Raw genomic sequence first — 19,083 nt, forward strand, 5'->3', positions numbered from 1 at the left:
GGCTGGCCGTCGTGTCAGTCTCTGCGGCCATCGCGACCCCCTACGAGGATCTGCTGCGGCTGGTGCTGGAGCGGGGCACCCCGAAGGCCGACCGCACCGGGACCGGAACCCGCAGCGTCTTCGGCCACCAGCTGCGCTACGACCTGGCCGCCGGATTCCCGCTGATCACCACCAAGAAGGTGCACACCAAGTCGGTGCTCTACGAGCTGCTGTGGTTCCTGCGCGGGGACTCCAACGTGCGCTGGCTGCAGGACCGCGGCGTCACCATCTGGAACGAGTGGGCCGGGCCCGACGGGGACCTGGGGCCGGTCTATGGCGTGCAGTGGCGCAGCTGGCCGACCCCCTCGGGTGAGCACATCGACCAGATCTCCAACGCGCTGGCGCTGCTGCGGTCGGACCCCGATTCCCGGCGCAACATCGTCTCGGCCTGGAATGTGGGGGAGATCCCGCAGATGGCGCTGCCGCCGTGCCACGCGTTCTTCCAGTTCTACGTCGCCGACGGCAAGCTGTCCTGCCAGCTGTATCAGCGCAGCGCCGACCTGTTCCTCGGGGTGCCGTTCAACATCGCCAGTTACGCGCTGCTGACCCACATGATGGCCGCGCAGGCCGGCCTGGGGGTGGGGGAGTTCATCTGGACCGGCGGGGACTGCCACATCTACGACAACCACGTCGAGCAGGTCACCGAGCAGCTGTCCCGCGATCCGCGCCCCTATCCGAAACTGGTTCTGGCGCCCCGTGATTCGATCTTCGACTACACCTTCGAGGACATCGAGATCGTCGGCTACGACCCGCACCCGGCGATCAAGGCGCCGGTGGCGGTGTGAGCCCGATCCGATGACACTGTCGCTGATCTGGGCGCAGTCGGTGTCCGGGGTGATCGGCCGCGACGGCGACATCCCCTGGCAGCTGCCCGAGGACATGGCGCACTTCAAGGCGCTGACCCTGGGGCAACCGGTGCTGATGGGCCGGGCGACCTGGGAGTCGCTGCCACCGCGGTTCCGGCCGCTGCCGGGCCGGCGCAACCTGGTGCTGACCCGCGACCGGGCCTACCGGGCCGAGGGCGCCGAGGTGCTCACCGAACTGCCCGCGGACCTGGACGGCTGGGTGATCGGCGGCGCGCAGGTCTACGCCCTGGCGCTGCCGCATGCGGCGGTGTGCGAGGTCACCGAGATCGACGTCGAGTTGGCCGCCCGCCCCGACGACGCGCTGGCCCCGGTGCTCGACGACGCCTGGGACCGCACGGCCGGCCCCTGGCTGACCGGCGCGGGCGGGCTGCGCTACCGGTTCTGCACCTACCGCAGGTGAAACGGCGGCTCGCCGGTTCCCGCGGTGACACCGGCTGAGGTGCTGTCGGCGGGCTGCGAGACGATGCACGGGTGGCCACGCTCACTCTCGCCCAGGCCCGGCGGGTCGCCGTCGCCGCGCAGGGATTTCACCAGGCGCCGCCCCGGGGCGTGGTCACCCGCGCGCACCTGCGCCGGCTGATCTCCAGAATCCAGCTGCTGCAACTGGATTCGGTGTCAGTGGCGGTCCGGGCGCACTACGCGCCGGTGTACAGCAGGCTGGGCCCCTACGACCGGACACTGCTGGACCGCGCGGCCTGGTCGGACACCGCCCGGGCGCCGCGGCTGCTGGTCGAATACTGGGCGCACGAGGCGGCGCTGGTGTCGGTCGCCGACTGGCCGCTACTGGCGTGGCGGATGCGCGAATACACCCACGGCCGCTGGGGCACCGAGATCGTCCGGCGCAACCGGGCGCTGGCCGAGGACATCCTGGCCGCGGTCGCCGAGCTCGGGCCCAGCACCGCCGGGCAGATCGAGGCCGCGGTCGCCGCCCAGCCGCGCGGCGCGACGGGGCCGTGGTGGGGCCGCAGCGACACCAAATGGGTGGCCGAGGCACTGTGGTCGGCCGGGACGCTGGCCACGGCAACCCGCTCGGGCTTCGCCCGGCACTACGACCTGGCCGCCCGGGTGCTGCCCGCGGAGGTGCTGGCGCGCCGCGTCGACGACGACGAGGCGATTCGCGAGCTGACCCTGCGGGCGGCGACCGCGCTGGGGGTGGGCACCGCCGCCGACATCCGCGACTATTTTCGGCTGTCGGCCGCGCAGGTCCGCCCCGCACTGGCGGCGCTGGTCGGCTCCGGCGATCTGGAACCGGTGAGCATCGCCGGCAGCCCGGGGTATCTGGCTGCCGGGCAACCGATTCCGCGCGCCGACCGCGGCACCGCGCTGCTGTGCCCGTTCGACCCGCTGATCTTCTTCCGGCCCCGGGTGCAGCGACTGTTCGGCTTCCGGTACCGCATCGAGATCTACACCCCGGCCGCCAAACGCGAGTTCGGCTACTACGTGTGGCCACTGCTGCTCGACGGCGAACTCGTCGCGCGAGTGGACCTCAAGGCGGACCGGGCCACCGGCGCGCTGCAGGTTCCCGGGGCCTTCCTGGAGGACGGCCGCGACCCCGGACGGGTGGCCCCGGCGCTGGCCGCCGAACTGGTGACGATGGCCGGGTGGCTGGGGCCGTCGCGGGTCGACGTGGGCCGGCGCGGTGACCTGGCCGCGGCGCTGCGGGCGGCGCTGTAGGGGCGTGGGGTTCGGCGAAGCGGCCGGCGCTGTGGTGCTACAGCGGTAGATTGGGGCGATGGCGACCATCCCGATCCGGGATATCCCCGAAGACCCCTACAAGGTGCTTCGGCGTCGCGCCTGGGCGGTGATGGCCGGCCTCCGGGCGGCCAGTGACGCACCCGGCGCCACGACGGACTCGATCCTGGCCGATCTGGCGGCCGACCGCCGGTGATCGACAGGATTATTGACGCGCTGTATGCGGCGCTTGGGGGACCGGACCCGATCTGCCATTGCCCGTCTTGCCGTTGACACGCCTGGCGAACACGCCGGGTTTCGGCGACGCGGTGGAGGCGGCATAGCCCCCTCGGATCATCAACCCGCCGGGGCCTCGCCCTTCGGGATTGAGGTCAGGTGCCATCGGCCGCAGGGACACAGATAGGCCCGCACCGGGCGATGGCTGCGCCCGACGTGGTGGCTGTATTGCAGCGACTCCAGGGCGCTGACTTGGCTGTCCCAGACGAGCTTGTGTGGGGTGGGACATCCCCGCATTGTGGCGGTTTTGTCGGCGCACCGGTTCCCACGATGCCGTCGCAACCCCACGTTGCGTGCGCGGTCCGTCATCATCTATTCCTCGGTGTGGTGTGTGGCGCTGCACCGGGGTCCTGGCCGTGGGCCGGTGTCCCCGGTGCAGTTCGATCCGTCGCCCGCCCCTCGTCAGGCGACGGCACCGTCCGCGGAATCCACGGCGGTGGTCTGTGCGGCGGCCTCGCCGATGGGTTTTCTCCTCGTTTCTCGTGCCGCCGCGTGACGGCGGGTTGGCACGAGATTCACATCTGAGATGAGAACTAACAATGGTCTGAACTGATAAGGGGACTTATCAGTCTTATCTATGGTTATCTGATCCGCAGTGATCTATGTTCACGAGGGACAGGAGGGGGTGGACGTGAACACACTGACGTTGCAGGACGTGGCCGATTTGGCCGGCGTGCAGCGCCCCGTCGTCAGCATGTGGCGCAGGCGCCCCACGGTCAGGGGCGTGTCGATGCCGTTCCCTGAACCGTGCGAGACCGCCGGCGGGATCTCGATGTTCGCTCGCGACGAGATCGTCGACTGGTTGGAGCGCACGGGCCGAGGCAACAACGCCGAGGTGGTGGCCGACGCGCCCGCTCTGGCGGTTCCGGAGGGCGCCGAGCTGGAGGACATCGTCACGTTGCTGGTCTGGCATGTGCTCACCGGCGAGGACCTGGCGGGGACTTCGCACGCCTACCGCGTCAAACGTGGTGCTGCGGTGGACCCCGAGGACGCGGTACTGCTCCACGAACTGACCCAACTGCGCGTTCCCGATGCGGTGCTGGACTACGTGGACGCCTTGCTGGGCGCATCGTTCGGCCCCTCCGATGCGCTGGCCCGCCTGGAGCGCGGCAGGCTCACCCGGCGCCGAGGTGACCGAGACCTGACCCCCGAGGCGATCGAACTGCTGGCTCAGGTCGTCGGCGCCGCAGCTGTTCATCAGGGGCCGGACTCGGTCACGCTGCGCGTTCAGGGTGGAGCGGCCGCCCTCGAAGTCGCTTCGATCGACGGTGTCTCGGTCACCACCGCCGACCGGTCCCTGGTGCGACGCGCGTTGCTGTGCGACATCCCCCTGTCGGACCGCCACGGCACCGCGACGGTCTCCTTCCTCTCGACCATCGGATTGGCCCCCGGCGAGGTGCTCGATCGGGCCGACGACGCTGTTCTCGAGCTTCCACCCGGCCACATTGCCGTCGTGCTAGGGCCGGCCGAGGCCCTGACCGATGCGCTGGCGGGGCCATTGCAGAACAGGCGGGCCGAGGTGCTGCGGGTGCGTAACGTCGTCGCGGCGCTGCGGATGCCGCGCGGACTCTGGCGTGAGGCGCACCGGCAGAGTCTGGCGCTGTGGGTCTGCCTGGGCGGCGCGAACGAGGACCGGCCCTGGGTGGGCGACCTGGCGGGCGAGCCTGCGTTGGCACCCGGCGACGTTGCCGCCGACGTGGCGGCCGCGTTGGCACAGACCGAGGAGCGGTCTTTCCGGTATCTGCGCCGCATCGACCTCTCGACGATCGTCGCGGGTCGCACCGTTGTTCCGCGCGGTGTACGAGCCACCACCATGCGATTGCTCGACACCGACACGCATGTTGATCACGTGCACCGGGCGACGCTCGTCACCAGCGCGCCGGTCCCGGTGCTTGACGTTCTTGTATCGGCAGCGCCGGGGCACGTGCGGCTCGTGCAGCACTCACTGGCCGAGTTGGTCGACGCCAAACGCCTGGTGGTGAAACGCGGCACCCGGATCAACCCAGACCATCACAGCGCCGAGGGTTCGGTCGAAGTGCTGCAGCCGGGGCGCGACCGGCTCCGGCTCGATCCGATCGATGCCGAGCGGCACTATCCCCGCTCCACGCGTACCCAGCCCGGAGATGTGGTGATCTGTGAACGTCCCGAGCCTTGGGCGTGGGTGGACCGCACCGGTGGTGCGATGGTCGCCTCCCCAGCCTTGATCCTGCGGCCGGCACCGGCGGCCGGACTCGGCCCACGACTGCTGGCCGAGGCCATCAACACTCGAGGCCGCGGCACCGAGTGGAGATCGTGGACGGTGCCGAACGTCGAGCCGGCCGAGGCCACACGGCTGGAGGCCGTACTGGAAGATCTTGATCATTACCGCGACGAACTCTGCGAGCGCCTCGAGGCGGCCGGGGAGTTGGCCAATGCCCTGATCGACGGCGTCTCCGCCGGAGCCCTGACCCTCGACGCCGGAGATGCCGGCGCCGCAACCCGAAGGAACCCCGATGCCACCGCGTAAAAAGGCCGACGCCGCTGCCGTGCCGTCAACGATGAAGGAACTCAAGGACACGCTGTGGAAGGCCGCGGACAAGCTGCGCGGGTCGCTGTCGGCCAGCCAGTACAAGGACGTGATCCTGGGGCTGGTTTTCCTCAAGTACGTCTCCGACGCCTATGCCGAACGCCGCGAGGCGATTCGCGCGGAACTCGCCGCCGACGGCATGGACGCCGAGCAGATCGAGGATCTCATCGACGACCCGGAGGAGTACCAGGGCTACGGGGTGTTCGTCGTCCCCGAACGCGCCCGGTGGAGCTTCCTCGCCGATCATGCCAAGGGCCTCGGTGGCAAGACGGTCGGGCAGCTGATCGACGAGGCGATGGCCGTGGTGATGAAGGCGAACCCGCAGCTGGACGGCACGTTGCCGCGAATCTACAACCGGGACAACATCGATCAGCGTCGCCTCGGTGAGCTGATCGACCTGTTCAACAGCGCCCGGTTCTCCCGCCAGGGAGAACACCGGGCCCGCGACTTGATGGGCGAGGTGTACGAGTACTTCCTGGGCAACTTCGCCCGCGCCGAAGGCAAGCGGGGCGGGGAGTTCTTCACTCCGCCGAGCGTGGTCAAGACCCTTGTCGAGGTCCTCGAGCCCACTAAGGGACGGGTATATGACCCGTGCTGTGGCTCGGGCGGCATGTTCGTACAGACCGAGAAGTTCATCTACGAACATGACGGTGACCCGAAAGACGTTGTCGTCTATGGCCAGGAGTCGATCGAGGAGACCTGGCGGCTAGCGAAAATGAATCTGGCCATCCACGGCATCGACAACTCGGGGCTCGGTGCCCGCTGGGGCGACACCTTCGCCCGCGATCAGCATCCGGGCGTGAACATGGACTACGTGCTGGCCAATCCGCCGTTCAACATCAAGGACTGGCGCCGCAACACCGAGGATCCGCGCTGGCGCTACGGCGTGCCCCCGGCCAACAACGCCAACTACGCCTGGATCCAGCACATCCTTTCCAAACTGGCGCCCGGCGGTAAGGCCGGTGTGGTGATGGCCAACGGATCGATGTCGTCGAACACCGGCGGTGAGGGCGACATACGCGCGCAGATCGTGGAGGCCGATCTGGTGTCCTGCATGCTGGCGCTGCCCACCCAGCTGTTCCGCTCGACCGGGATCCCGGTGTGCGTGTGGTTCTTCGCCAAGGACAAGGGGATCGGGGAGCAGGGTTCGGTCGACCGGTCGGGGCAGGTGCTGTTCATCGATGCCCGGGAGATGGGCTACATGGTCGACCGGGCCGAACGGGCACTCTCGGATGAGGACATCGTCAAGATCGGTGACACCTACCACGCCTGGCGGGGCTCGGCCTCGGCCGCCGCCAAGGGTGTTGTGTACGAGGACGTTCCGGGATTCTGCAAGTCGGTGCCGTTGCCCGAGATCGCCGCCGCTGGGTATGCGCTCACTCCCGGCCGTTACGTCGGGGCGCCGGAGGTCGAGGACGACGGTGAGCCGATCGACGAGAAGATCGCCCGATTGAAGAAGGAACTGCTGTCGGCGTTCGAGGAGTCAGCCCGGGCGGAAGCCGTGGTGCGCGAGCAGTTGGAGCGAGTCGATGGGTGATTACACGCTCGGTGAGCTCAGTGACAATGGTCCATTGGAAATGAGCGACGGTTATCGGACGAAGCGTTCCGAACTCGGTCAGCCGGGGTTTCGGATTCTCCGGGTGGCCGACGTCGGAGACTGGTGTGTCTCCACCTCAGGTGACGATTTTGTCCGCAAGGAGTTTCGACGACAGATCGGTTCGAAGCTGAGTGCGCCCGGTGATGTGCTCCTCAGTACCAAGGGCACTATTGGGCGGGTCGCACTATTTCCGGAGTTGGCAGAGCAGGTTGTCTATAGTCCACAGTTGTGTTTTTTTCGAGTTCTAGATCCTGAGGTAATTGACGCGCGGTATCTCGCCTATTGGTTGAAATCTCCGGAATTTTTACGTCAGGCTTCCTATCGGTCAAATAGCAGCGATATGGCACCATACATCAGTCTTAGGGATCTGCGCAGCGTGTCCGTGAACCTTCCCGATGTATACACTCAGCGCGCTATTGCGGGCGCGTTAGGTGCCCTCGACGGCAAGATCGCCGCCAATGAGCGCGTTTCTCGCGATGCGGATGAACTTGCTGGATCGCTGTGGACTCGGTCGGTAGTGGACGGGCGATCGCTACCTTTGTCGGAGTTGGCGCAGTTTGTGAACGGGAGACCTTTTACTAAATCTGCTAGCGGCACTGGCAGGGTCGTAGTCCGTATTGCTGAACTAAATTCGGGAATTGGTCCCTCCACTGTGCGCAACGATATCGAGGTTGCCGACGAGTACGTCGTCCGCCCCGGTGATCTGCTGTTTGCGTGGTCGGGATCGTTGACAGTTGCCCGCTGGTTTCGGCCGGAGGGGATTGTAAATCAGCACATCTTCAAGGTGATTCCAAAGTCAGGATTCCCGATCTGGCTGTTGAACCAGGCTATCCGGTCCAAATTGGCTGAATTCAAGGCCATCGCCAGCGATAAAGCGACAACGATGGGTCACATTCAGCGTCGTCATCTAGATGAGCCCGTAAAAATTCCAACGACCGGCTCAATTGAAACGCTGGATCCTGCGATGGGTGCGTTGTGGTCAGCCGCGCTCGCGGCTGAAATAGAGAACCTGAAGCTCGCTCGCACCCGGGACGAACTCCTCCCGCTCCTGATGTCCGGCAGGCTCCGGGTCAAGGACGCCGAAGCGATCGCATCGGATGTGCTGTGAGAAGGACTCGACGGTCGCGAGTTCCAAGCGCGGGGACCCGATTCCCCGGGCAGTTAGTTGATGTCCTGCGGCGTGAATTCGACGATCGCCTTTTCATTGAGCATGTAGATCCACGGACCCGCCGGGCGGTCAGCGACGATCTGTTCCATCTGCGGCCAGTGCCGCACCACCCGGACCAACCAGTCCCATGTCGACATGTCTCTTTTGCCGCCGATGTTGAACACCCGCAGTCCGTGCTCCCAGAGGGTCCGGATCTCAACCGGCTTGGTGCGCAGCTTTTTGTCCCGGGCGATGACGACGAGGCCACGTCTGGCGACCTCCGGGATCCACTCGGTGTCGAGCGCGCCGCGCGGGCATTCGGGGATCAGCGAGTGCCCCACCGGGACGGTGTCCTTGCGGGCGGCGGCCAGCGCCAACCCGAGGCCGGCAGCGCTCTCATCGACGTAGAAGCGGAGGCGGCTGGCAACCGGGGCCATCTTTTCGTCGGTCCTGGATCATCCGGCCAAGGCCGCGTACGCCCCGGCGGTCTTGAGCTCGTAGCGGACCGCGTCCTCGACGAGTCCTTGGGGCAACTCGTAGAGTTCGGCGATCATCTCGATCGGATCCCCGGCGACGTACAGCTCGCGGATCACCTCCGTCGGAACCCCGCCGGTGGCGGGCTCACCGAAACGCTGCAGTGGATTGACCACGACGCTGTGAATCGCCGGGTCGGGACTCAGGCTGGTCACCACGGTGCGCTTGGAACGGCCGCTGCCGACCTCCTCCCAGTTCAGCGAGTCGGCGAATTCCTGGGCCTGCGGCGACCAGGCCAGCATCTGCTGGTCATTGCGCACCACCACCAGGCGCAGCCGCCGGTGCAGGCCGACGGTCTCCTCGACGCGGCGCACCAGTTCGCGCCCCTCGACCGCCAGCCAGGTCTTCGCCGAGGCCAACGGATACGGGGTGCCCAGCTCCTCGCGAAGGCGTTCCACCGCCGGCCGCATCTTGACCAGCGGGACGCCCTCCTCGCGGTACTCGGCCAGCAGCCGAGCCTCGATGAACTCGCCCCAGGTGACGGCCTCGTCTCCGGTGCGCTCCGGCCGGATGACCGGCGGGTAGCTCTTGCCGCCTCTGCGGTAGCCGTCGATCCAACGCTGCGACGTGCCGGCGCGAACACCGAGGATGCGGTCAACCTGGCCGAACCCGTACACGGGCCGGTCCTGGAGTTGGACCGCGTCGCTGCTCACAAGGCCACATCATGCCAGCCCACCTGGCGAAGCCGCGCCCGACTTTCCACAGCTCATCCGCATCGCCGAATGCATTGCCCAACCAGCAGGGGGACGTCGTGACCTTGTTCAGTGAAGCCGACTGGGAGCAGCTCGCGCTGGAAACCCTCGGCAGGCAGGAATGGCAGCACCTGAGTGTCGCGGCGATCGCGCCCGGCACCGAAGGCGGCCGCACCGGCTGGGATGACCTGGTGCTGCCGGATCGGATGCTGGCGCGGATGCGGGCGCTGAACCCGCAGATCCCACCGGAGTACCTGGAACAGGCCCGGGCGAGCATCATCGCGGCGACCTCCGCCGATGCGATGGCCGAAAACCACCGCATCCACGACTATCTCGTGCACGGCTACCGCGGCATCACCTACATCGACGACAACGGGATCGAGCAGACCCCGACTATCCGGCTGGTCGGCACCCGGCCCGAGGACAACGAACTGCTGGCCGTCGACCAGGTCAGCATCCGGGCCGGGGATCGGCAGCGCCGCTTCGACATCGTCGCCTACCTCAACGGCATGCCGGTCGCGCTCTTCGAACTCAAACAGGCCGGCGCGCGGGGGGCGGACCTGGCCGCCGCGCACGCACAGCTGCAGACCTACCTGCGGGAGTTCCCGCTGGCGTTCCGGTTCGCGGTGTTCAACGTCATCAGTGACGGCATCACCGCCGCCTACGGCACCCCGTTCACCGGCTACGAGCACTATGCGCCGTGGAACGTCGACGACGACGGCATGCCGGTGCAACCGGGCGCGCCCCTTGACGACGAACACAGCGGCACCGCTCTGGAATACCTCATCGAGGGACTGTTCAACCCGGAACGATTTCTGCAACTGCTCCGCAATTTCACCGCGTTCGACTCCGACGGTGACGGCCTGCGCAAGCGAATTGCCAAGCCGCATCAGTACTTCGCCGTCACAAAGGCCGTCGGCACGACGGTCGACGCCTTCGAAAGCGACGGGAAGGCCGGTGTTGTCTGGCACACCCAGGGCTCGGGCAAATCCATGGAGATGGAACTGTTCACCCACCTGCTCGGCGAGGCGCCCAAGCTGAAAAATCCCACCATCGTCGTTGTTACCGACCGCACCGATCTCGATGACCAGCTGTTTGAGACCTTCAGCCGCTCAGAACTGCTGCGCGAACATCCGAAGAAGGTGACGTCGCGGTCCGAACTGCGCCGCGAACTCACCGAGCGCGTCACCGGAGGCATCTACTTCACCACGCTGCAGAAGTTCGGCCTGACCCAGGTGGAGAAGGACGCCGGCGCCGAGCACCCCCTGCTCTCGGAGCGGCGCAACATCGTCGTCATCGTGGACGAAGCGCACCGCAGTCATTACGACACCCTGGACGGATACGCCCGGCATATCCGCGATGCACTGCCCAATGCGGTGTTCATCGCGTTCACCGGCACCCCCATCGCCGAGGCAGACCGCAACACCCGCGCGGTATTCGGCGACTACATCGACATCTATGACCTGACCCGAGCCGTGGACGACGGCGCGACGGTCCCGGTCTACTTCGAGCCCCGGCTGATCCGGGTGGGCCTGGCGCAAGATGTGACCGAGGCCGACCTCGACCGCGCCGCCGACGAGGCCACCGCCGGTCTCGACGACACCGAGCGCGCCCAGATCGAGAAGTCGGTGGCGGTGATCAATGCCGTCTACGGTGCCCCGCAGCGACTCGCCGCGCTGGCCGCCGACCTGGTGGCGCACTGGGAGAGTCGCTCCCAGCAGATGTCGCGCTTCATTGAAGTCCCCGGTAAGGCGCTCGTCGTCGGTGCCACCCGGCAGATTTGCGCCGACCTATACGAGGAGATCATCGCGCTGCGCCCGCAGTGGCACAACGATGCCATCGACAAGGGCGTCATCAAGGTCGTGTACTCCGGAGCGGCCAAAGACCAGGGGCGCATCGCCAAACACGTGCGCCGCGAGGCCCAGAACAAAACCATCCAACAGCGACTTCGCGACCCCGACGACGAGTTGCAGATCGTCATCGTCAAGGACATGCTGCTGACCGGCTTCGACGCCCCGCCGCTGCACACGCTCTATTTGGACCGGCCACTGCGAGGCGCGCTGCTCATGCAGACCCTGGCGCGGGTCAACCGGACCTTCCGCGGCAAGCAGGACGGCCTGCTGGTGGCCTACGCCCCGCTGGTGGAGAAGCTCAACGCCGCGCTGGCCGAATACACCACCAGCGACCAGCGCACCAAGCCGTTGGGTCGGCGCCTCGATGAGGCGGTGGCGCTGACCGAGACGCTGATCGGCCAGATCGATGCACTGACCGCCGGTTACCCGTGGCGGACGGTGGCCACCGGGGCGCCGGGCAGTTGGCGTAAGGCCGCTCTCGGGCTGACCAACTACCTGAGCTCGCCGGAGGCGACCAAGGCGGCCGCCGAGGGCCAGCCGAGCCGGCAAGAGCGGTTCCGAGCCCTGACGAACCAACTGGCCCGTGCTTGGGCGCTGTGCTCCGGGAACGAGACCCTGGCACCGCTGGCTCAGACAGTGCGGTTTTACGAGGAGGTTCGGGTCTACCTGGCCAAGTTCGCCGCCCAGGAACGGCAGTCGTCCGGCCGGCCGATCCCGGAGGACATTCGCAGGATGCTGTCCACCCTGGTGGACGAGTCGACGGCATCGGGGCAGATCGTCGACATCTACGCCGCGGCCGGGCTGCCGAAGCCGGCGCTGGCCGATCTGGACGCCGAGTTCGCCGCCAAGGCGCGCAACACCGACAACCCGCACCTGGCGATTGAAGCGCTGCGGGCGACGATCACCGAGGAGGCCGCGCGGAACACCGGCGGGAACCTGGTGCGTCAACGGGCGTTCTCCGAGCGCATCACCGACCTGATGCGTCGCTACACCAATCAGCAGATCACCTCGGCCGAGGTCATCGCCGAACTCGTCGAGATGGCGAAAGAGATTGCCGCAGAGGGGGATCGTGGTACCCGCTTTGATCCACCGCTGTCCCGCGACGAACTCGCCTTCTATGACGCGGTGGCGGCCAACGAGTCCGCGATCGAGCAGCAGGGTGAGGAGGTTCTCGCCCAGATCGCCCGGGAACTCGTCGCCGTGATGCAACGGGACACCAAGCGGGACTGGACGGTTCGTGACGACGTCCGGGCCAAGTTGCGTTCGGTGATCAAACGACTACTGGTCAAGCACAAGTACCCGCCGGACAAACAGCCGGAGGCGATCAAACAGGTCATCGAGCAGATGGAAGAGCTCGCGCCGCGATATGCGGATCGGGCGGAGATTATCGGGGAGGAACAACAGCTATGACAATTCGTATTCACCGGGCGCTGACCGCGGTCCAGGGGTACGCCGGGGAACCGGTGCCCGAGGGCGCCTACGAGATGTTGGACCAGCAGCAGCGCCAGATGGCCGGGGACCTCTGGGACGCCGCCGATGCCGAGGCCGACGGACTGCGCGGCGCCGCCGCCGTGACGGCTGCACTTGCCGCTCATCATCAGGCCGAAGAGGTGGTCGTGGACCTGGTTGTGCTCGGATCCCTCGATCCGCGGGCCGTCCACGAGGACCGACACCGCGACCTGTATGGGGCGGGCCTGGGTGCACCGGTGGATCCCACGGAGAGCGCTGCGACCCGCGCCGACACGCGACACTGGTTTGCCGAAGCCGAGCGCCGCGGCGTGGACATCGAAAGGATCGGCGATCACGGATCATATTCGGGCGCCGATTCGATCGAGAGCCTTGCGCTGCCGCCGAGGGCGCCCTGGGGTCCGGCCGACCACCGGGCGATGCTGGAGGATGCCGTCAGGCTGCACGGACTGGCCCCTGGGCGGTGGATCGAACTGGAATGGCCGCCGACCGCGGGGCTGGCAACCCCAGGGCAGGTCGTCACGACCAGCTTCGCGCCGTGCGACCGGCACGAGAACGATGCCGACGAGTCACGCTGGGATGACTGTGCGGACTGCCAGGATTCGGTGCGCGAGGTTGTCGAAAGCATGGCCGAGTGGACGTGGATCGCGCCGCTGACCGTTCGGCAGATTCGTTTCGACGTCGACGGTACCGAGCGCAGCGAGGTGGTTTACGCCGATCCCGGCCACGAAGTGGCCACCACGACGCAGGATCCTCGGGACGTCCTGATCGGCCCGCCGGGGCGCGACACGAAGTGGTGACCGCGCCGGGGCCGGCGCACCGGCGACGTTAGGCTTCCGGCGTGGCCGAGACCGCGCCGCTGCGTGTGCAGCTGATCGCCAAGACCGAGTTCACCGCCCCCGACGGTGTCCCGTGGAGCAGCACCGCCGACGGCGGGCAGGAGCTGACCGAGTTCGCCGGCCGGGCCTGCTATCAGGCCTGGGACAAGGTCAATCCGCGTACCGCCGACAACGCCGACTACCTGCGCCACCTCATCGACGTCGGCCACCTGGCCGCCCTGGAACACGCGCACGCCACGGTCTACATCACCGGGCTGTCCCGGTCCTGCGCCCACGAGGTGATCCGGCACCGGCACCTGTCGTTCTCCGAGTTGTCCCAGCGCTACGTCCCCGAGCCGGACGCCCGCGTCGTCAGCCCGCCGGGCATCGCCGAGGACCCCGAGCTGGAGGCGCTGTTCCTGGCCGCCGCGGACGCCAGCCGCGAGGCCTACACCGAGCTGCTGGCCCGGCTGGAGACCACGCTGGCCGGCGACCCGCAGGCCACCCTGCGCCGCAAGCAGGCCCGGCAGGCCGCCCGCGCGGTGCTGCCGTACGCCACCGAGACCCGGATCGTGGCGACCGGAAACTACCGCGCCTGGCGGCACTTCATCGCGATGCGGGCCAGCGAGCACGCCGACCTGGAGATGCGCCGGCTGGCCATCGCCTGCCTGCGGGCGCTGGCCGCGTCGGCCCCGGCGGTGTTCGGCGACTTCCAGATCTCGGCGCTGGCCGACGGCACCGAGGTCGCCACCAGTCCGCTGGCGACCGAAGCCTGAGCGACGAGCCCCCGGGAACCGGCGGGTATCCTAAGCCGCGTGAGCACCGCCGGATTCGACGTCAGCACCCAACTCGGGACCGTGCTGACTGCCATGGTGACGCCGTTTTCCCCGGACGGCTCTCTTGATCTCGAGGGCGCCAAGAAGGTGGCCCGCCACCTGGTCGATTCCGGCTGCGACGGGCTGGTGGTTTCCGGAACCACCGGCGAATCGCCGACGACCAGCGACGCCGAGAAGCTGGACCTGCTGACCGCGGTGCTCGACGCCGTCGGCGACCGGGCCCGGATCATCGCCGGGGTCGGCAGCTACGACACCGCGCACTCGGAGGCACTGGCCAAGTCCAGCGCTGCGGCCGGGGCGCACGGGCTGCTCGTGGTCACGCCGTACTACTCCCGGCCGCCGCAGTCGGGGCTGGTGGCGCACTTCCGTGCCGTCGCCGACGCCACCGACCGACCGAACCTGCTCTACGACATCCCGCCGCGGTCGTGCATCCCGATCGCCTGGGAAACCATCCGGGAACTGGCGTTTCACCCGAACATCGTCGGGATCAAGGACGCCAAGGGTGATCTGCACGGCGGCGCGATGATCATGGCCGAGACCGGGCTGGCCTACTACTCCGGCGACGACGCGCTGAACCTGCCCTGGCTGGCGATGGGCGCGACCGGGTTCGTCAGCGTGTGGGGCCACGTCGCGGCGCCGCAACTGCGCGAGATGCTGACCGCCTTCCACGCCGGCGACCTGGCCACCGCCCGCAAGCTGCACGTTTCGCTCGGGCCGCTGGCCGACGCGCAGCACCGGCTCGGCGGCGTGACCATGTCCAAGGCGGCGCTGCGCCTGGTGGGCGTCGAGGCCGGCGAGCCGCGACTGCCGCAGATGCCGGCCACCGACGACGAGATCAGCGCGCTGGCCAAGGACCTGCAGTCCGCCGGCGTGCTCTAGACCGAGGACAGACCATGAATACCGACCTTGCCCCGCCGGGGCCGCTTGCCGACGGCGGGTTGCGGGTCACCGCGCTCGGCGGGATCGGCGAAATCGGCCGTAACATGACGGTTTTCGAACATCTGGGCCGGCTGCTGATCGTCGACTGCGGGGTGCTGTTTCCGACCCACGACGAGCCGGGCGTGGACCTGATCCTGCCGGATCTGCGGCACATCGAGGACCGGCTCGACGACGTCGAGGCGCTGGTACTCACGCACGCGCACGAGGACCACATCGGCGCCATCCCGTTCCTGCTGAAGCTGCGCCCCGACATCCCGGTGGTCGGCTCGAAGTTCACCCTGGCGCTGGTCGCCGCCAAGTGCCGCGAGCACCGGATCAAGCCGGTCTTCGTGCGGGTCGCCGAGGGGCAGCGCAGCAGCCACGGGGTGTTCGAGTGCGAATACTTCGCGGTCAACCACTCCATCCCGGACGCGCTGGCCATCGCCATCCACACCGGCGCGGGCACCGTGCTGCACACCGGGGACATCAAGCTCGACCAGCTGCCGCTGGACGGCCGGCCCACCGACCTGCCCGGCATGTCGCGGCTCGGCGACGCCGGGGTGGACCTGTTCCTGTGCGATTCGACGAACTCGGAGATCCCCGGCGTCGGGCCCTCGGAGAGCGAGATCGGGCCGAACCTGCACCGGCTGATCCGCGGCGCCGAGGGCCGGGTCATCGTGGCCTGCTTCGCCTCCAACGTCGATCGCGTGCAACAGATCATCGACGCCTCGGTCGCACTCGGCCGCAAGGTGGCCTTCGTCGGGCGATCCATGGTCCGCAACATGGCGATCGCCCGGGAACTGGGGTTCCTGACCGTCGCCGACGCCGACGTCATGGACATCGGTGCCGCCGAGATGATGCCGGGGGCCAAGGTGGTGCTGATCACCACCGGCACCCAGGGCGAACCGATGGCCGCGCTGAGCCGGATGTCGCGCGGCGAGCACCGCAGCATCACCCTGACCGCCGGCGACCTGATCATCTTGTCCAGCTCGCTGATCCCCGGCAACGAGGAGGCGGTCTACGGGGTGATCGACGCGCTGGCCAAGGTCGGCGCCCGGGTGGTCACCAACAATCAGGTCCGGGTGCATGTGTCCGGGCACGCCTACTCCGGGGAACTGCTGTTCCTCTACAACGGGGTGCGGCCGCGCAACGTCATGCCGGTGCACGGCACCTGGCGGCACCTGCGCGCCAACGCCAAGCTCGCCGCCAGCACCGGGGTGCCCGAGGAGAACATCGTGATCGCCGAGAACGGCGTCAGCGTGGACCTGGTCGGCGGGCTGGCCCGCCGGGCCGGCGCGGTCCCGGTCGGCAAGATGTTCGTCGACGGCCTGATCACCGGTGACGTCGGCGACGCGACGCTCGGCGAGCGGCTGATCTTGAGCTCCGGGTTCATCGCGGTCACCGTGGTGGTGCACCGGGGCACCGGAAAGCCGGCCGGACCCGCGCACCTGCACGCCCGCGGTTTCTCCGAGGACCCCAAGGCGCTGGAACCGGCGGCCCGCAAGGTCGAGGCGGAACTGGCAAAGCTGGTCGACGACAACGTGACCGACCCGGTGCGCATCGCGCAGGTGGTCCGCCGGACCGTCGGCAAATGGGTCGGTGAGGTCTACCGGCGTCAGCCGATGATCGTGCCGACCGTCATCGAAATCTGACTCACACCCGCTGCGCGACGGCGGTCCACTCGATCTGCGACCCGGTCAGGTCGCGTCCGGTCGGGCGGATGTAGGTGTCGCGGTAGTACGCCGGGCCGGCCTGCTCGGAGAGCCGCCAGCCGTGTTCGTGCAGGACCTCGCCGAGCTGCTCGGGGACGAACCCGGTCTGCCACACCTGGGTGCGGTCCCGGAACCGTCGGTACAGCGACTCGGCGCCGTAGCGGTTCTCGCCGTCGATGAAGTCCTGGCGCACGTAGCTGAAGATCAGCTGGCTGCCCTCGGCGGCCGCCGCCAGCCGGGTGAACATCGCGCTCACCGCCGCGGGGGAAAGGTACTGGGTCAGCCCCTCGGCGATGAACAGGGTGCGGTGGCCGGCCTGGAACGTGTTGTCGGTCAGGGTTGTCCAGATGTCGTCGCGCTCCAGGTCGGCGACCACCAGGTGAACCGAATCGGGTTGCGCGCCGAGCACCCGGTGCACCACCTCGGCCTTGCGGTCGATGTTGAGTTGCTGGTCGACCTCGAACACCGGCAGCGCCGAATGCCGGGCGATCCGGTAGGCGCGGGTGTCGAAACCGGCGCCGAGCACCACCACGGCGTCGAAGGCGTTCAGCGGATCCGACACCCGGTCGTCGATCAGCCGCTTGCGGCAGGCCAGGCTCGCCCACAGCCCGGGTCCGGCGCGGTCGGCGGCCCGCACCAGCGCCTCGCGCACCCAACCGATCCGGGCCGCGGCCACCAGCGCGCGCAGCCGGGGCGGCAGAAACGCCGCCGCCAGGTCGTCGTCGACCAGCCGGCGGCCGGCCGGGTACTGGTGCTCGATCGCCGCCAGCACCATCGGCCCGAAGGCGGTCTGGGCGGCGGCGTTGCTGGACACCACGTTCAGCGCTTGTTGGTGTAGCCGGCGTCGACCGGCAGCGCGACCCCGGTGACGTAGCGGCCGGTGTCGGTGACCAGGTAGAACGCGGCGTTGGCGATGTCCTCGGGGTCCAGGGTCTGCACCGGCAGCGCGTTGCTCATGTCGGGGCCGCCCTGGGACTGCTGGGCCAGGCCGTCGAGCCAGGATCGGGTGAAGTCGTTGTCGATCATCGGTGTGTTCACCCCGGCCGGATGCACCGAGTTGACCCGGATCCGGTGCGGTGCAAGCAGGTTCGCGTACACCCGCATCAGCCCGACGATGCCGTGCTTGGCCGCCGCGTAGCCGATCGAGCCGGCCATCGGCGCGGCAAGTCCGACCAGGCCGGCCACCGAGCTGGTCAGCACAATGGATCCGCCGTTGCCGTATTTGATCATCGGCCGCATGGCGGCCTCGACGGTGTTGTAGACGCCGGTCAGGTTGACGTCGATGACGTCCTGCCAGGCGTCCTCGCCGGCCATCGGCGCGATGCCGGCGTTGGCGATGACGATGTCGAGCCGATCGCCCAGGGCGGCGGTCCCGTCGCGCAGCGCGGCGGTCAGGGCCGCGCGGTCGCGGACGTCGGCGTGCGCCGTCACGCACCGCGCGCCGGCCTGCGCCACCAGTTCGGCGGTGTGCTCGAGGTCGGCGGCATCGGCCAGCGGGTAGGGCACCGAGTCGATCGGTGCGCACAGGTCGACGGCGATGATGTCGGCGCCGGCACCAGCGAGCTTGACCGCGTGCGCGCGGCCCTGCCCGCGCGCCGCGCCGGTGATGAAGGCGATCTGCCCGTCGAGGACCCCCATGCTCAGCCCCGCACCAGCCCCTTGGCCGGGTCGCCGCCGTCGACCGGGGTGAGCACCTTGATGTCCGGGGCGCCGTCGAGCAGCGGCCCCACGGTGCCGAACAGCGTGGCGACCGACGGCGCGGCGCTGTGCGCCTGCAGGGCGGCCTGATCGGCCCACTGCTCGACGAAGACGAAGGTGTTGTCGCTCTCGTGCAGGGCGTAGAGCTCGCAGCCCGGCTCGGCATGGACCTCCTCGACCGCCGCCCGGCAGGCCGCGCGGACCGCGTCGACCGTTTCGGGCAGGGCGGTCATGGTGGCGACAACGACAACCGGCATGGTTGCGGCTCCTTCGGGTGTGACAACGGTGTGTTCCGCCTCACCCTAAACCCGGCCACCGACGGCTCGGGGGAGGTCCGTCGGTAACGAACCGGTTGCGGCCGGGCCCGTGACC

General features: G+C 68.4%; 17 protein-coding genes. 12 read left to right on the top strand and 5 right to left on the bottom strand.

Annotation, left to right across the window (positions count from 1 at the left end; genetic code table 11):
* The first annotated feature begins 11 nt into the window (after positions 1-11).
* The 7 genes from G6N10_RS01910 to G6N10_RS01935 all read left to right on the top strand — a co-directional run bounded on the left by G6N10_RS01910 (position 12) and on the right by G6N10_RS01935 (position 8,144).
* Positions 12-824, top strand: coding sequence for a thymidylate synthase (locus G6N10_RS01910; protein ID WP_085094398.1), 813 nt, complete (start codon positions 12-14; stop codon positions 822-824).
* A 10-nt stretch (positions 825-834) separates the two neighbouring features.
* Positions 835-1,305: a dihydrofolate reductase gene (locus G6N10_RS01915; RefSeq protein ID WP_109750446.1), complete on the top strand. Its 471-nt coding sequence runs from the start codon at positions 835-837 to the stop codon at positions 1,303-1,305.
* A gap of 71 nt (positions 1,306-1,376) precedes the next feature.
* Positions 1,377-2,579 (top strand): winged helix-turn-helix domain-containing protein, encoded by a 1,203-nt coding sequence (locus tag G6N10_RS01920; RefSeq protein ID WP_085094397.1) that lies wholly within the window; start codon positions 1,377-1,379, stop codon positions 2,577-2,579.
* 58 nt (positions 2,580-2,637) lie between these two features.
* Entirely contained in the window at positions 2,638-2,793 is a 156-nt protein-coding gene (locus G6N10_RS19995; protein ID WP_165757659.1) for a hypothetical protein, read from the top strand.
* A 711-nt stretch (positions 2,794-3,504) separates the two neighbouring features.
* Positions 3,505-5,379 carry a hypothetical protein gene (locus tag G6N10_RS01925; RefSeq protein WP_085094511.1) on the top strand — a complete coding sequence of 625 codons (1,875 nt, stop codon included), beginning with the start codon at positions 3,505-3,507 and terminating at the stop codon, positions 5,377-5,379.
* On the top strand, positions 5,366-6,976 hold the full coding sequence (locus G6N10_RS01930) for a class I SAM-dependent DNA methyltransferase (protein ID WP_085094395.1): 1,611 nt from the start codon (positions 5,366-5,368) through the stop codon (positions 6,974-6,976). The genes G6N10_RS01925 and G6N10_RS01930 overlap by 14 nt, the downstream gene beginning before the upstream one ends.
* Complete coding sequence (locus G6N10_RS01935) at positions 6,969-8,144, top strand: restriction endonuclease subunit S (RefSeq protein WP_085094393.1); 1,176 nt, start codon at positions 6,969-6,971, stop codon at positions 8,142-8,144. The genes G6N10_RS01930 and G6N10_RS01935 overlap by 8 nt, the downstream gene beginning before the upstream one ends.
* Before the next feature lie 53 nt (positions 8,145-8,197).
* On the opposite strand, the gene G6N10_RS01940 is transcribed toward G6N10_RS01935, so the two are convergent.
* The gene (locus G6N10_RS01940; RefSeq protein ID WP_085094392.1) at positions 8,198-8,620 is read right to left on the bottom strand and encodes a PIN-like domain-containing protein; all 423 of its coding nucleotides are present in this window, start codon (positions 8,618-8,620) and stop codon (positions 8,198-8,200) included.
* Positions 8,621-8,638: 18 nt separating this feature from the next.
* Positions 8,639-9,370: a hypothetical protein gene (locus G6N10_RS01945; RefSeq protein WP_085094390.1), complete on the bottom strand. Its 732-nt coding sequence runs from the start codon at positions 9,368-9,370 to the stop codon at positions 8,639-8,641.
* Between the two features lie 98 nt (positions 9,371-9,468).
* Here G6N10_RS01945 and G6N10_RS01950 point away from each other — a divergent pair, with 98 nt between their 5' ends.
* From G6N10_RS01950 to G6N10_RS01970, 5 genes are all read left to right on the top strand, one after another.
* Entirely contained in the window at positions 9,469-12,672 is a 3,204-nt protein-coding gene (locus G6N10_RS01950; protein WP_234810484.1) for a type I restriction endonuclease subunit R, read from the top strand.
* Positions 12,669-13,529: a hypothetical protein gene (locus tag G6N10_RS01955; protein ID WP_085094386.1), complete on the top strand. Its 861-nt coding sequence runs from the start codon at positions 12,669-12,671 to the stop codon at positions 13,527-13,529. The genes G6N10_RS01950 and G6N10_RS01955 overlap by 4 nt, the downstream gene beginning before the upstream one ends.
* Before the next feature lie 41 nt (positions 13,530-13,570).
* Positions 13,571-14,323 (top strand): FAD-dependent thymidylate synthase, encoded by a 753-nt coding sequence (gene thyX / locus G6N10_RS01960; protein WP_085094385.1) that lies wholly within the window; start codon positions 13,571-13,573, stop codon positions 14,321-14,323.
* Positions 14,324-14,416: 93 nt separating this feature from the next.
* Positions 14,417-15,262 (top strand): 4-hydroxy-tetrahydrodipicolinate synthase, encoded by an 846-nt coding sequence (gene dapA / locus G6N10_RS01965; protein WP_234810493.1) that lies wholly within the window; start codon positions 14,417-14,419, stop codon positions 15,260-15,262.
* 14 nt (positions 15,263-15,276) lie between these two features.
* Positions 15,277-16,953 (top strand): ribonuclease J, encoded by a 1,677-nt coding sequence (locus G6N10_RS01970; RefSeq protein WP_085094381.1) that lies wholly within the window; start codon positions 15,277-15,279, stop codon positions 16,951-16,953.
* 1 nt (position 16,954) lies between these two features.
* Here the strand turns inward: G6N10_RS01970 and G6N10_RS01975 are convergent, their stop codons facing one another.
* From G6N10_RS01975 to G6N10_RS01985, 3 genes are read right to left on the bottom strand one after another with little or no spacing between them, the layout of a single operon-like run.
* On the bottom strand, positions 16,955-17,827 hold the full coding sequence (locus G6N10_RS01975) for an SAM-dependent methyltransferase (protein WP_234810492.1): 873 nt from the start codon (positions 17,825-17,827) through the stop codon (positions 16,955-16,957).
* A gap of 5 nt (positions 17,828-17,832) precedes the next feature.
* The gene (locus G6N10_RS01980) at positions 17,833-18,651 is read right to left on the bottom strand and encodes a mycofactocin-coupled SDR family oxidoreductase (protein ID WP_085094377.1); all 819 of its coding nucleotides are present in this window, start codon (positions 18,649-18,651) and stop codon (positions 17,833-17,835) included.
* A 2-nt stretch (positions 18,652-18,653) separates the two neighbouring features.
* Positions 18,654-18,968: a putative quinol monooxygenase gene (locus G6N10_RS01985; protein WP_085094375.1), complete on the bottom strand. Its 315-nt coding sequence runs from the start codon at positions 18,966-18,968 to the stop codon at positions 18,654-18,656.
* Between the last annotated feature and the right edge of the window lie 115 nt (positions 18,969-19,083).

Source organism: Mycolicibacterium fallax (assembly GCF_010726955.1).
Taxonomy (GTDB): domain Bacteria; phylum Actinomycetota; class Actinomycetes; order Mycobacteriales; family Mycobacteriaceae; genus Mycobacterium; species Mycobacterium fallax.